The following is a 14032-nucleotide window of genomic DNA, read 5'->3' on the forward strand; positions in this document are numbered from 1 at the left end:
CAGGACGCAGCGGTGGACAAGTCGCTGCGCATCATCGCCGACCACAGCCGTTCGGTCACGTTCATGATCGCCGACGGTATCCTGCCCTCCAACGAGGGTCGCGGCTACGTGTTGCGCCGCCTGCTTCGTCGCGCCATCCAGAAGGCGCACATGATCGGCATTGAGGGGCCGTTCTTGAACGACTACGTCGATGAGATCGTGGAGCTCATGGGCTCGGTGTATCCCGAGGTCGTGGAAAACCGCGAGCTCATCCGCCGCGTGATCCTCTCCGAGGAAGAGCGCTTCGGCGCCACGCTGCGCCAGGGCCAGGTCTTTCTCGCGGAGGCGCTCGACAAGCTCGAGGGCGACACGCTTTCGGGCGAGGAGGCTTTCACCCTGCACGACACCTACGGTTTCCCTGTCGAGGTGACCGAGGAGATGTGCGCCGACCGCAACGTGAAGGTCGACATGGGGGGCTTCGAGCGCTGCATGGACGAACAGCGCGAGCGCGCCCGCGCCGCCAACACGAAGGACGCCGAGGCTGCTTGGAGCACCTACGGCGGTATCCACGCCGACGTGTTGAAGGAAGTCGGTGCCACGGAGTTCGTGGGTTACAGCGAGCTGGAATGCGCGGCGAAGGTAGTTGCCATCATTGCGAATGGCGAGCGCGTCGAAAAGCTTTCCGCAGGTGAGGAAGGCGAAATCGTGCTTGATACGACCACGTTCTACGCCGAGATGGGCGGCGAGGTCGGCGATACCGGCACGCTTCGCAGCGCTAGTGCTGAGGCGGACGTGCTCGACACGAAGGCGCCCGAGAAGGGTCTTGTGTGCCACAAAGCGAAAGTCGCGTCCGGCACCATCGCCGTGGGCGATGAGGTTACCGCGGCGGTCGACGGTGCGCGCCGCGCCCGCATCACCCGCAACCACACCGCGACGCATATCCTGCACGCCGCGCTTCGCCGCGTGCTGGGCGATCACGTGAAGCAGGCAGGCTCCTACGTCGGGCCCGACCGCCTTCGCTTCGACTTCACGCACTTCGAGGCCACCACGCCCGAGCAGCTGGCCGAGGTCGAGCGCGTCGCGAACGAGGAAATCATGTCCGCCGTCTCCACCAATATCTACGAGACCTCGCTTGACGCCGCTCGCGAATCCGGCGTGACGGCGCTCTTCGGCGAGAAATACGGCGACGTCGTGCGCGTTGTCGAGTGCGGCGAGTTCTCTCGCGAGCTGTGCGGCGGCTGCCACGTGGCCAACACCGCCGAGATCGGCCTGGTGAAGATCACCTCCGAGACCGGTGTCGGCGCGAACCTGCGCCGCATCGAGGCGGTGACGAGCTTCGGCGCCCTCGAGTACGTGAACAAGATCGAGGCCGAGCTGAAGGAAACCGCCGCTGAGCTGCGTGTTCCGCTGTTCGATGTCTCCGAGCGCACGGCCGCCAACATGAAGGCGCTGAAGGAATTCCAGAAGACCCGCAAGGCCGCGAAGACCGCCATCTCCGACGACGGCGTGAACATGCTTCTTTCGGCTGCCAAGCAGGCGCAGGGCGGCTACCCCGTCATCATCAGCCGCGTGAAGATCGCCCAGCCGGGCGCGATGCGCAACATGTGGGACGTCGTTCGCGCTCGCATGGAAACCCCGGGCGCTGTCGTGCTCATCGCAGACAACGAGGGGAAGGCCACGCTTCTGGCCGCAGGTACCGACGAGGCTGTGGCCGCTGGCTTCAATGCCGGCGCGGTGATCAAGGAAATCGCCCCGTGCGTCAAGGGCGGCGGCGGCGGAAAGCCTGCGATGGCCCAGGCAGGCGGCAAGGACGTGTCCGGCATCGATGCAGCGCTCGAGTCGGCCAGGAAGATGCTGCTCTAAGCTGTGCGTATACTTGCTCTCGATATCGGGGAGGTCCGCGTGGGGATCGCCGTATGCGATCCCGGCGAGCGCGTGGCTTCCCCCGTTTGCGTTCTTCCTGCTCGGGAAGTGACGGACAATGCGAAGCCGTTCAAGCGCGTGCTCGAGGACTGGGAGCCCGAGTTGCTTTTGTGCGGGCTTCCCAAAACGCTTGCAGGTGAGGAAGGCCCGCAGGCGAAGCGCATTCGCAAGGTGGCCGACGCCATCTCCAAAAACTGCGGCATTCCCCACGAATTCGCAGATGAGCGCCTTAGCTCGCGCGAGGCCAAGCGCAGTTTGCGTGAAAAGGGCCTAAGCGAGAAGGACATGCGAGGCAAAGTGGATATGATAGCGGCAAGTCTGTTTCTGCAGGCATGGCTCGACGAACGGGCTGCTCGCAATCTCGAAAGGTAACCGATGGCTCCATTCAAACGCCAAATCACCTATTCTTCGCGTCCGAATCATCGGGCGCGCGTTGCGCATTCCATGGGCGATCGCCAGTTCCGTACCTACGACACGAGCGCGCTGCAACCGAAGCGTTCGAAGGGGCCGATGATTGCCTTCATCGCGGTCATCGTCGTCGTGGCGCTGCTTCTCATCCTCGGCGTGTCCACGCTTGTTCGTGGTTGCACGTCTGGCAGCCTCGTTGCCGACGGCCAGCAGGTCACCGTCGAGGTCGCAGACGGCGCGTCGACGTCTTCCATTGCCCAATCGCTGCAGGAGGCGGGCCTTGTCTCGTCTGCGGGCGACTTCACAAAGAAGGTGTCCGACCTCGGCCTCGATGGCTCGCTGCAGCCGGGCACGTACACGTTGACGGGCGGCATGTCGCTTGAGGACCTCGCGAAGACGCTTTCCGCAGGCCCCGGCCTATCGGGCCCCTCGGTCACCATCCCCGAGGGCCTCACCTTGGCAAACATCGCCGACCGCGTGAGCTCCGCCACGAATGGCCGCATCTCGGCCGACGACTTCAAAACGCAGGCGTCTAATGCAAGCGTGTACGCGGGCGACTTCCCCTTCCTAAAGGATGCGGGCACGAACTCGCTCGAGGGCTTCCTCTTCCCGAAAACGTATGCGGTGAGCGCAACCGATACGGCGGACTCGCTTATCCGCACTATGCTCTCGCAGTACCAGACCGAGGTGGCGACGCTCGATTATTCGTATCCCACCAGCAAGAACTTCAACGCGTACCAGACGCTCATCCTCGCCTCGATCATCGAGAAGGAAGCGAGCGACGACGTTGATATCCGTGCGAAGGTGTCGGCGGTCTTCTACAACCGTTTGCTGAACACCGGTGCGCCGACGTACGGCCTTCTGGGCTCGGACGCCACGACCGCCTACGAGATCGGCGGTGATCCCGACAACTACGATTGGACCACAGACAGCGCCTACAACACGCGCCGCCATGCCGGTCTGCCCCCGACGCCCATCTGCTCCCCGAGCATTGGTAGTCTTCAGGCGGCATGCAATCCAGCATCCGATTTTGACGATTACTACTTCTTCTCGTTCTGGCCGAACGACCAGGGTACGATAGACTATTTCTTCGACAAGACCTACGACGAGCACCAGGCGACCGTCGCCGCTCACTCGTAGGCGCTGTTGCGGCAGTTCACGCAAAGGAAGTCCATGGCATATTTCAAACCCGATCGATATTTCTCCCGTCTTTCCCAGATCTCTATCGAGAAGGACATCCTTGGATGCGGGTTTGAAAACGTGCTGCTCGACATTGATAACACCTTCGTCCCCCGCGACACGCAGGTGATTCCGCGCGATGCTCGCGTGTGGCTCGGCTGCGCGCGCGAGGCGGGTGTGGCGATTTGTTTGCTGTCCAACAACTGGCACAAGGTGGTGTACGACTTCGCTGACGAGGTGGGGCTTCCCATCGTTGCCAAGGCGATGAAGCCGTGCCCTCCCGCGTATTTCGCCGCGATGCGCAAGATCGGGGCGAAGCGCAAGAATGCGGTCGCAATCGGCGACCAGCTTATGACCGACGTGCTCGGTGCCCATACGGTGGGAATCAAGGCGTACCTTATTCAGCCGCTCGTTGAGCAGGACCTGCCTCATACGCTGTTCCTGCGCCACTTCGAGCGAGTGCTTATGGGCGATGCTCAGCCAGAGGCCCCCGTCGCATGCGAGCGGGGAGAAGAGGTGCGCATCTAGCTATGGAAAACGACGTTCGCAACATCCCGCAGAAGCTCTATGTGCTCGGACATCCGGTGGCTCACTCGAAGTCACCCGTGATGTACAACGCGGTTTATGGGAAGCTGGGCTTCCCATGGGAGTATCGCCTGATGGATTGCGAGACGCCTGCCGAGGCGAAAGCGTTTCTCGCGGCGCGCGACTTCCTCTCCATAAACATCACGACACCGTACAAGCCCGAGGCGCTTGCGGCTGCCACGGCGCGCGCGGCGTCGGCGAAGCTTGCACACGGTGCGAACATCCTCGTGAAGAAGGGCGACGCGCTTATCGCCTTCAACACCGACGGTCGGGGCTGCGTGGGGTATCTCGAGCGGACGGGCTTCTCCTTCGACGGAGCGAAGGTCGCCGTATGCGGCACGGGGCCCACGGCGCTCGCCATCCTCCATGCTGCGGCAATCGCGGGCGCTTCCGAGGTGCTTTTGCTCTCGCGCGACAAGGAACGTGCACGCGAGGTTCTCGACCGGTATGTGGATGAGTTCGGCACGCTCGCTCATGCGACGGTCGACTTACAGGCCGCCGTCGACGGGCACAGAAGCTTCCTCACCGCCTACGACGAGACCACGTTCAAGTTCGGCAGCTACACCACGTCGACCCAGGCTATCGCCGCAGCCGACCTCGTCATCAATGCGACGCCGCTCGGGATGCGCGAGGGCGATCCGGCGCCGTTCGACGTATCGCTTTTCCACGAGGGCCAGCACGCCTTCGATGTTGTCTACGCGCATGGGGAAACCGCCTTCGCGGCGGGTGCCAAGGCTGCAGGGTGCACGTTCGCGGACGGCGGCGGAATGCTCGTCGCGCAAGCGGTCGCTACCGTGCAGGCCGTGTGCGACGTGTCGGGCATCGATTGCGAGCTCTCGTTCGACGAGCTGTTCGAGATTATGGCGAACGCCGCCGGCTTCAACGTATAGAAGGTTAAATCTGGGGACTGGATGTAAGGAGAAGAAATGCCGCAGCACTATCGAGGGCCCAGCCCCCAGGGAAAGACGCCGCGTACGTCGAAGTCGACAAACGGCGCGAGCCAGGCAAACGGAGCGCGCAGCGTGAGGGCGGCGCACGGTGAAAGTCGGGCTCGCAGCGCGAAGGCGGCGCACGGCGGGTCTCGGGCGCACGGCGAGCCCCAAAGCTTCCCGCAAGGGGCGTACTCTGCCGTCAAACCTGCTGGGGCACAGCGCGGCAACCCCTCGTCCACCTCGCAATACTCCCGTTCGAACCCTAACTATCAAAAGAAGAATCGAAAGGGCTCGCGCGGGAAGAAGATCGCGATTGCGGTCGTTCTTGCCGTGCTCGTGGTGTTCGTTGGGGCGGGTACGGCGGCCGCCCTGTGGGTGAACAGCGTGAACGATACGCTCACCAAGGGGCAGAAAAGCGCGACCGAGCTCGACGAGATCAACGACGTGCTCGTTAAGACGACGAGCTTCGACGAGCCCTTCTACATGATGCTTATCGGCTCGGACGCTCGTGCGGACGACGAGTCCATGGGCGCCCGCTCCGACACGAACATCGTCGTGCGCGTGGACCCGACGACCAATTCCGCGACACTCGTCTCGATTCCCCGCGACACGATGATCAACATCGACGGTTACGGCTACTGCAAGTTCAACGCCGCGTACTCCTACGGCGGCGCCGCGCTTGCCATCAAGGAGGCGAGTGAGCTTCTCGGCGTGAACATCTCGCATTATGCCGAGGTCGATTTCGATAGCCTGATTGGCCTTGTCGACACGGTGGGCGGGGTCGATGTGACGGTTGACCAGCGCATCAACGACCCTGATGCCGACGGGTCGGTCATCGGTCAGAAGAAGATCATCATCGAGGCCGGCGAGCAGCATATGGACGGCGAGACCGCTCTCGTGTTCGCGCGCAGCCGTGCCTACGCTGATGGAGACTTCACGCGCACGGCGAACCAGCGCAAGCTCATCGCAGCGCTTGCGGAGAAGATTCTCTCGATGCCGCTGGCGAAGCTTCCGGTCATCGTGCAGACGGCGGCGGGCAGCATCACTACTGACCTGTCCGTCACCGACCTGTACAGCCTGGCCACGCAGTTTCAAGATGGTGGTGAGCTCACGATGACGTCGTGCATGGTTCCGTCAATCACCGGCATGTACAAGAGTGCATCGTATGTGTTCTGCGACGAAAACGCCCTTGCGTCGATGATGCAGACCATCGAGGCGGGCGGCGACGCGAGCGAGATCACGGGATCAACAAGCAAGCTCGCCCAGCAGCTTGGCGTGAAATAGAAGCGGGCTGCTCGCTCGGAGGACGGACCTGCGGCGTGCGGTGCGCCGGTGCGAAGCCTCGTCGGATACGCTCGTGCTGGATTGCGCATGCAAAAGGCCGCTCGCGCTCCCCATATTGGAGTCATCCTGCACATATACGCCTGAACAGGGCGGTCGTGTTCTCATGCGTTACAATGTGCCAGAAACTATGCGAACTCGATAGGAAAGCGATTCTCTATGCGTTACGTCTTTGCCGGGGAAAGCCACGGCCCATGCCTTACCGCCATCGTCGAGGACGTGCCTGCGGGCCTGCGGGTCTCCGAATCCCAGATCAACTCCGACCTGGCTCGCCGCCAATCGGGCTACGGGCGCGGCGGCAGGCAGTCCATCGAGCGTGACACCGTGCAGGTCACGTCGGGCATCCGTTTTGGGAAAACCATCGGCTCGCCGGTGACGCTCACAGTCCGCAATCGCGATTGGGAGAACTGGACGGATCGCATGGCCGTGTTCGGTGAAGAACCTGAGGGGCTGGTTCGCGAGGTGACGCCGCGGCCGGGGCATGCCGATCTGGTGGGTGCCCTGAAGACGAACACCGACGATTGCCGCAACATTCTCGAGCGCTCGAGCGCCCGCTCGACTGCCGCTCGCGTAGCGGCTGCCGGCATTGCGCGCGAATTTCTGGCTGACCTGGGCGTCGAGGTGTTTTCCTACGTGAATCGCATCGGCGAAGCCGAGTTCCGCGAGGATAATCCCTTCGTCAACTGCGTGAACTACACGCCGCTCGACATCGAAACGAGCGAGGTCCGCTGCCCGAACGCGCAGGCGACTCGGGCGATGGTTGCGGAAATCGAGCGCGCGAAGGCCGAGCGCGACACGATCGGCGGCACGTTCCGCGTCGTGGCGACGGGCCTTGTTCCTGGGCTTGGCGGCTATGCGACGGCGGACGATCGCCTGACGGCGCGCTTGGGCCAGGCGCTCTTTTCCATCCAGGCGATGAAGGGCGTCGAGTTCGGGATGGGATTCGAGGTCGCTCGTCGCTTGGGGAGCGAGGTGCACGACCCCATCGTGCTCGACCGTGAGCGCGATTGCTTCACGCGCGCGTCGAACAACGCGGGTGGCCTCGAGGGCGGCATGACGACGGGGCTGCCGCTTGTGGCGACCGTCGCGATGAAGCCCATTCCCACGCTCATGCGCCCGCTCGCCACGGTGAACATGGATACGCTGGAGGTTGCAGACGCATCCAAGGAGCGCTCCGACGTGTGCGCCGTGCCCGCCGCCGCTGTGGTTGCGGAAGGCGAGGTGGCGTTTGTGCTGGCCAACGCGTACCAGGAGATGTTCGGCGGCTCCTGCATGGCGGATATCAAGGCGAACCTCAAGTCGTACAAGGCACGCCTGAGGACGATGTCCCGATGACGGCGGAACCCATGCAACTCGCCCGCCCCGTGTTCTTCGTGGGCTTCATGGGCGCGGGGAAAACGAGCGTCGCGCGTCGCCTTGCGCGCACCTGCGGCATCTCGTCGGTCGACATGGACACCTACCTCGAGCGTCGCGAGGGCAAGCGCGTGAAGGAAATCTTCGCGGAAGGCGGCGAGGATGCTTTCCGTGCCATCGAGACCGATGTCCTACGCGAGCTCGCTTCGAAGGAGGAGCCGCTCGTCATCTCGTGCGGGGGCGGTGTCGTCCTGCGAGAGGAGAACCGTGCGATTCTGGCCGAGTCGGGGTTCGTCGTTCACCTTCAGGTGACGGTGGACGAGGCCGCGAGCCGCATCTCCGACAAGTCGAGCCGCCCGTTGTTCCAGGACATCGACGCTGCGCGCAAACGCTGCCTGGAACGGGCGCCGCTGTATTCGGGCGTGGCGGACGTGGAAATCAACACGGCGGGCAAGAGCGTCCCGCGAATCGCGCGCGAGGTCCAGCGCGTACTCGAGAAAGAAGGCGTATTGTGCCAGCGACGAAAGTGATTGTGAACATCCCCGGTGAGCGGCCCTACGATGTGCGCATCGGCACCGATGTGCTCGACGGGCTGGGGAACTACCTGCGCCGCGTCGACGCCACGGCGAACGCGCCGCGCATCCTGGTTCTATCCGACACCAACGTGGCCCCGCTGTATCTCGAGGAGGCGAAGGCGTCGCTTCGTGCTGCGGATTACCGCGTGAGCGAAATCGTCGTCCCCGCGGGAGAGAAAACGAAGTCCGTCGAGGTCGCAGGCGAGATTTGGGAAGCGATGGCGGGCTTGAAGCTCGGCCGCGACTGCGCTGTCGTGGCGCTTGGCGGCGGGGTGGTGGGCGATCTTGCCGGGTTCACCGCATCCACGTTCATGCGCGGCATCACCGTGGTGCAGGCGCCTACATCGCTGCTCGCCATGGTCGACTCCTCGGTCGGCGGCAAGACGGGCGTGAATCTTTCCGCAGGTAAGAACCTTGTAGGCACCTTCACGCAGCCGGCGTACGTGTGCGCCTCGACTAAGGTCCTCTCCAGCTTGCCCGCGCGCGAATGGGCATGCGGCTGCGGGGAAATCGCGAAGTCGTCGGTGATCGACTCCGACGAGTTCTTCTTCTGGCTGAACGACAACGCCTCCGCGCTCGCGTCGCGCGATCACGATGTGACTGCCGAGGCCATCGCGCGCTCCGTCGTGTTCAAAGCCGACGTCGTCGCGCAGGACAAGACGGAGAGCCGCGGCGTGCGCGAGTGCTTGAACTATGGGCACACGCTGGGGCATGCGGTGGAGTCGCTTGCCGGTTACGGCACGTATTCCCATGGCGCGGCGGTTGCGGAAGGCATGCGCTTTGCGGCACGTTTGGGCGCGGCGATTGCGGGTACCTCGCTCGATGTGGTGCGCGCACAGGACGACCTCCTCGATGAGCTGGGGCTTCCCGCGCTTTCTTGGTCGGCGGCACCCGAGGACGTGCTTGCTGTGATGAAGCGCGATAAGAAGGTGCGCGGCGGCGTGGTGAAGTTCGTACTGCCGGTTGACATTGGGCAATGGGAGTTGAGGGAAGTGGAAGACGCCGTGATCCTCGAACATCTCGCTGCTTGGGCGCGAAGCAAGTAGATTGGGCGGTTGACCTGCGGGTCCGCGGAGAGCACGCGGCGACGCTTCGACCTGCGGGTTCGCGGAAGGCACGCGGCGACACTCAGTCGCTCAGACAGTCCTCGCTGCGCTGCGGAACTCGCTTTGTGAGCGCCGCCGCGCGCCTTCTGCTTGTTTGGTTGCAGGCTATCGATTTGCCTTCGGACTCGAGAAGTTGATTGCGGTTCCTTCACAAAGCGAGTTCCGCACGAGCCAAACAGCCCAGTGGGCTGTTTGCGCGAGCAGGACTGCCGAGCGACTGAAGGAGCCGCAATCAACTTGCAGCGTGAGGGACGGGATTGAAGACGTGGAGTTGTCTTTCACTTCGGGATAAGGACAAAAGGAAGCAGAGCATGAAGATTCTTCTGGTGAATGGGCCGAACTTGGATATGCTGGGTGTTCGCGAGCCTGCGGTATATGGCAGCAATACGCTTGCTGATCTCGAAAAACTTGTGGTCGATTACGGTGCTTCCAAGGGTGTTTCCGTAGAATGCTATCAATCGAACCACGAGGGCTGCCTCATCGACAAGATCCACGAGGCGCATACGACCTGCGACGGTATCGTCTACAATCCTGGCGCGCACACGCACTATTCCTACGCGCTGCGCGACGCGGTGGGCGGCATCGACACGCCGTGCGTCGAGGTGCATATCTCCAACGTCGATGCACGCGAGGCGTTTCGCCGTATCTCGGTCATCGCGCCGGCGTGCGTGGCTCAGGTGAAGGGTCGCGGATTCAAGGGCTATTGCGACGCCATCGACATCCTGCTCGAGGGTCCTCGCGAACGGCTTGGGGAAGGGTTCGAAGAGCGTTACCCTGCGGGCGAGGTTATCGCTGCGCCGTTAAAATAAGGAACGAACGATAAAGGGCGCCTTCGCGGGCGTCCCTTTCCATTGGAGGCTTCGCACTATGGAAAACATAAGCTTGAACAGGATAAACAAGCTTCGTGAGGCATGTGCTGACGCGGAGATCGACGCGTTTTTCGTACGCGAGACGTCGAACGTCCATTGGCTTTCGGCCTTCGACGGCGTGTTCGACGAGGAAGACGCGCATGCGATGCTCGTCACGCCCGACGGTGCGACGCTGCACACTGACTCGCGCTATTCCGAAGCTTGCAAGAAAGCGGCGGGCATTCATGGCGGTGTGGTGGAGGTGAACGACGAGCGTGTTTCGCATGCGAAGTTCGCAATGGCTGCGCTCGGCGGTACGTGCGAACTTGCGGGAGGCAAATCGTACTCGCTCGGCGTCGAGGACTCGATTGCGCTTTCGGGCTTCCGTTCGCTTGAGCGCGCTTTTGCCGAATCGCTTCCCGATGTGCAGTTGCACGAGACGTCGAACTTCATCGTGGGCCTTCGCGGCGTGAAGGATGCGGACGAGATTGCTCGCATGAAGGCGGCGCAAGCCATCACTGACGCGGCGTTTTCCCATATCATCACCTTTATGAAGCCTGACATGACCGAACGCGAGGTGCAGATCGAGCTAGAAGAATTCATGGTTCGCCATGGAGCCGAGGGTTTGGCGTTCCCCTCGATCGTTGCGTGCGGTGCGAACGGTGCAAGTCCCCATTCTGTTCCAGGCGCTACGAAGCTCGAAGCGGGGCAGTGCGTCGTTATGGACTTCGGCGCGCGGGCGCAAGGGTATTGCTCAGACATGACGCGCACGGTGTTCCTTGGCGAGCCGTCAGAGCGACTTCGCGCGGGGTACGCTGCCATTCGCGATGCGAACGAGCAGGTGGAGGCCGTGCTTCGTCCGGGAATGACGGGCAAAGAAGCGCACGAGCTGGCCGAGCACGTGCTTGCCGAGCATGACTTCGCGGGCAAGATGGGCCACAGCTTGGGGCATGGCGTCGGAATCGACATCCACGAGGAGCCGTTGCTTTCGCCTCGCAACGGCGCGCCGCTCGCGCCCGGCAACGTCGTTACGGTGGAACCCGGCGTCTACCTGGCAGGCGACTTCGGCATGCGCCTGGAAGATTTCGGCGTGATCACCGAAAACGGCTACGAGGTGTTCACCCAATCAACGCACGAGATGATCGTGCTGTAGGGCTGGTTCTGCCGCGCGTCTTTGGCACACGCGCCGTTACCGCAGCCGCCACGTAGCAAGAAAGCCCGGCAGCGTTCAAACTGCCAGGCTTTCTGGAAAATGCGTTCGCTTGCTTTAAGCTACATGCGCTTGATGAAGCGGCCGTCGCGGGTGTCCACCTGCAGGACATCGCCGATGTTCACGAACATCGGGACCTGAATGGTGGCGCCGGTCTCGAGCGTTGCGGGCTTGGTGGAACCCTGCACCGTGTCGCCCTTGAAGCCCGGCTCGGTCTCGGTCACTTCGAGCTCGACGAACATCTGCGGCTCGATGGAGATGAGCTCCTCGCCAGCGTACAGCAGACTGACCTCGTCGTTTTCCTTGAGCCATTTGGCCTGATCGCCCACGGTCTCCGTGGAGATGGGCATCTGCTCGAAGGTGACGGGGTCCATGAAGTTGAAGTCAGCGCCGTCGTTGTAGAGGTACTGCATCTTCTTGGTCTCCAGGCGCACGGAGTCGAACTTCGTGCCGGAGTTGAAGGTGTAGTCGACCACGCGGCCGGTCTTGATGTCGCGAAGCTTGGTGCGCACGAACGCGCCGCCCTTGCCCGGCTTCACGTGCTGGAATTCAGCGATCGTCCAAAGCTTGTTGTTGTACTCGATGCACATGCCGTTCTTGAAATCGGCGGTAGAGATTGCCATCTTTGCCAGTTCCTCCCACTATACTTTGCACACACGGCCGCAGAGCGCGAACCGCGCGCGTTGGCTCTAACCGCCCCATTATACTCGCGCGCCACTGTGCTCCTGCGAAAATCAGCTCACCTGCAGAAAAATCAAACAGTGCTACGCGAAGCCTGAGCAAATGGGCGATTTCCAAATTGGGCTGAATGCGCGCATCTACTTCATAGGTTCCTGTGAGTCTCTCACGATGTCGTCGTAGCCTTTGAGCGCGGCGAAAGGCATGAACTGCCTGCCTCGATCGTCGCCGGGGACGGCGGTGTGGATGCCCTCCTCGGCGACCCTCCGTGCGATGTCGTCAAGCACGCGTTTGCGATAGGCGTGCTCATCGGCTGATATGCCGGCCCAGATGTCGGGTGAGGGAATTCCCGCTGCTCGCCTTGCCGCTTGGAGTGCCGTCCGTGCCGCTGCCTGGCCAGCCGCCTGGCTTGTTGCTCGCATCACCGACCCGCGCGTCGCCCGGCCCGACGTCCTGTTCTCGTCCTGACTTGTCGGCCCGCTTGCCGCCCGGCTCTCTGCCCGACGCTCGCCGCCCGATATTGTCCCCATCATGCGCGATGGCCTCCGATCTGCAGGTTCCTCTCCCGTGCATTTGCCTCGGGAAGTAAACTCGTGCCCGCGAGCACAGCGTTCTTTCCAAACCGCTCCCGTACAGCCACCATCGTCTGGGCGAGAGCGGCCTCCTTGGCTTCTTTTCCCTGTTCACCAAAGAGGGATGGCTGCACGCTGCCTTTCTCGACGAGCTCGCCGAGCGAGATGTTCACGCGCCTTATGGCGAGCGAGGGGCTGACGTGCTCCTCGTAGAGCGCGAGCAGTGCGCTTGTCACCTGGGACACGGAGTCGGTCGGCTGCGGAAGCTTCGCGCTGCCGCCCGCACCCATGAAAGGCGCCCGGCCGCCGCCCCACGCGTGATGGCTGAAGTTCGACGCCGAGTAGCCGACGTAGAGGCCGACGCCCGTTGCGGCGAGCCCCTTCTCGGTGAGCTCCAGACACGACGCGAGCGCCATCTCGCGGATGAGCGTTTGCGCTTCGCCGAAGCGGTAGTCGCGCATGAGCACCTGCCCGTTCGAGATGGAATGTCCGTGTCGTTTGTAATTCCTGGCCTGGGAAATCGTGCAAGGCTCCTGCCCCCATGCGTGATCGAGCAGGAACAGCCCGTTCTTGCCGAACTCCTTCACAATCGACTTTTGCGGCAGGGTGCATATGCCCGCGAGGTCGAAAACGCCGCGCCGCTCGAGTCGTCGCGCGATGCCGGGGCCGATCCCCCAGATGTCGGTGATGGGGCGGTGGAACCAAATCTCGCGCTTCCACGAGTCATCGTCGAGCACGCCGATGCCGTCGGGCGCATGCTTGGCGCATACGTCGAGCGCCACCTTCGCCATGAGAAGGTTCGGGCCGATACCCGCCGTGGCCGCGACGCCGGCGTACTCGAAGGCCGCATTCATAAGCGTCTTCGCGAATGACTTTGCGCTCAGGCCGTAGAGCTTTAGGTACGGCGTGGCGTCGATAAACGATTCGTCGATCGAGTACACATGCATGTCATCAGGGGAAACGTAGCGTTGATAGGCGCCTACGATGGTGGCGGACACCTCCATGTAGCGGCTCATGCGCGGCATGGCGCAGGTGAACTCGATGCCGTCGGGGATGTCGCCGAGGCGGCAGCGGTTCTTCACGCCTTGTGCCTTCAAGGCGGGCGTGATGGCAAGACAGATGGTGTTGGCGCTGCGGGTGGGGTCGGCTACCACGAGGTTTGTGGTGAAGGGGTCAAGCCCGCGGTCGGCGCATTCGACCGATGCGTAGAACGACTTCAAGTCGATGCACAGGTAAGTCTTGCCGCCGTCGTTCGAGCTGCCGTCCAAGGCGCCTCCTTCAATCTCCACAGTCTGTTCGCTGTTAAATTTCGAACCCATGTTCGATAATAACAGACTATTCAA

14 protein-coding genes are annotated in these 14032 nt (G+C 62.7%); 11 read left to right on the top strand and 3 right to left on the bottom strand.

Translation table 11 applies throughout. The annotated features are described in order from the left end of the window. From alaS to Q0G18_RS01845, 11 genes are all read left to right on the top strand, one after another. Positions 1 to 1842, top strand: a 1842-nt coding sequence (alaS, locus tag Q0G18_RS01795) for an alanine--tRNA ligase (RefSeq protein WP_297148972.1), incomplete at its 5' end; no start/stop codon positions are given. 3 nt (positions 1843 to 1845) lie between these two features. Then, positions 1846 to 2274: a Holliday junction resolvase RuvX gene (gene ruvX, locus Q0G18_RS01800; RefSeq protein ID WP_158050233.1), complete on the top strand. Its 429-nt coding sequence runs from the start codon at positions 1846 to 1848 to the stop codon at positions 2272 to 2274. Between the two features lie 3 nt (positions 2275 to 2277). Then, entirely contained in the window at positions 2278 to 3450 is a 1173-nt protein-coding gene (mltG, locus tag Q0G18_RS01805) for an endolytic transglycosylase MltG (protein WP_297148977.1), read from the top strand. A 33-nt stretch (positions 3451 to 3483) separates the two neighbouring features. Next, complete coding sequence (locus Q0G18_RS01810) at positions 3484 to 4017, top strand: YqeG family HAD IIIA-type phosphatase (RefSeq protein WP_297148978.1); 534 nt, start codon at positions 3484 to 3486, stop codon at positions 4015 to 4017. 2 nt (positions 4018 to 4019) lie between these two features. Then, on the top strand, positions 4020 to 4964 hold the full coding sequence (locus tag Q0G18_RS01815) for a shikimate dehydrogenase (RefSeq protein ID WP_297148980.1): 945 nt from the start codon (positions 4020 to 4022) through the stop codon (positions 4962 to 4964). Positions 4965 to 5000: 36 nt separating this feature from the next. Further along, positions 5001 to 6290 carry an LCP family protein gene (locus Q0G18_RS01820; protein ID WP_297148981.1) on the top strand — a complete coding sequence of 430 codons (1290 nt, stop codon included), beginning with the start codon at positions 5001 to 5003 and terminating at the stop codon, positions 6288 to 6290. Positions 6291 to 6506: 216 nt separating this feature from the next. Continuing rightward, complete coding sequence (aroC, locus tag Q0G18_RS01825) at positions 6507 to 7682, top strand: chorismate synthase (protein ID WP_297148983.1); 1176 nt, start codon at positions 6507 to 6509, stop codon at positions 7680 to 7682. Then, positions 7679 to 8230, top strand: a complete 552-nt coding sequence (locus tag Q0G18_RS01830) for a shikimate kinase (protein WP_297148985.1) — start codon at positions 7679 to 7681, stop codon at positions 8228 to 8230. The genes aroC and Q0G18_RS01830 overlap by 4 nt, the downstream gene beginning before the upstream one ends. Beyond that, the gene (aroB, locus tag Q0G18_RS01835; protein ID WP_297148988.1) at positions 8212 to 9321 is read left to right on the top strand and encodes a 3-dehydroquinate synthase; all 1110 of its coding nucleotides are present in this window, start codon (positions 8212 to 8214) and stop codon (positions 9319 to 9321) included. The genes Q0G18_RS01830 and aroB overlap by 19 nt, the downstream gene beginning before the upstream one ends. 371 nt (positions 9322 to 9692) lie before the next feature. Further along, a complete protein-coding gene (gene aroQ / locus Q0G18_RS01840; RefSeq protein WP_297148991.1) occupies positions 9693 to 10190 on the top strand; it encodes a type II 3-dehydroquinate dehydratase in 498 nt (165 codons plus the stop codon). A gap of 58 nt (positions 10191 to 10248) precedes the next feature. Beyond that, the gene (locus Q0G18_RS01845) at positions 10249 to 11382 is read left to right on the top strand and encodes a Xaa-Pro peptidase family protein (RefSeq protein ID WP_297148994.1); all 1134 of its coding nucleotides are present in this window, start codon (positions 10249 to 10251) and stop codon (positions 11380 to 11382) included. Between the two features lie 119 nt (positions 11383 to 11501). Here Q0G18_RS01845 and efp read toward each other — a convergent pair whose 3' ends face one another. The 3 genes from efp to Q0G18_RS01860 all read right to left on the bottom strand — a co-directional run bounded on the left by efp (position 11502) and on the right by Q0G18_RS01860 (position 13957). Next, positions 11502 to 12062, bottom strand: a complete 561-nt coding sequence (gene efp / locus Q0G18_RS01850) for an elongation factor P (protein WP_277014019.1) — start codon at positions 12060 to 12062, stop codon at positions 11502 to 11504. A gap of 195 nt (positions 12063 to 12257) precedes the next feature. After that, the gene (locus Q0G18_RS01855; RefSeq protein ID WP_297149000.1) at positions 12258 to 12650 is read right to left on the bottom strand and encodes a hypothetical protein; all 393 of its coding nucleotides are present in this window, start codon (positions 12648 to 12650) and stop codon (positions 12258 to 12260) included. After that, complete coding sequence (locus tag Q0G18_RS01860) at positions 12647 to 13957, bottom strand: DNA repair protein (RefSeq protein ID WP_297149002.1); 1311 nt, start codon at positions 13955 to 13957, stop codon at positions 12647 to 12649. Before Q0G18_RS01860 ends, Q0G18_RS01855 begins: the two co-directional genes overlap by 4 nt. Positions 13958 to 14032 lie beyond the last annotated feature (75 nt).

Origin of the sequence: uncultured Ellagibacter sp. (assembly GCF_934636505.1) — a bacterium.
GTDB lineage: Bacteria > Actinomycetota > Coriobacteriia > Coriobacteriales > Eggerthellaceae > Ellagibacter.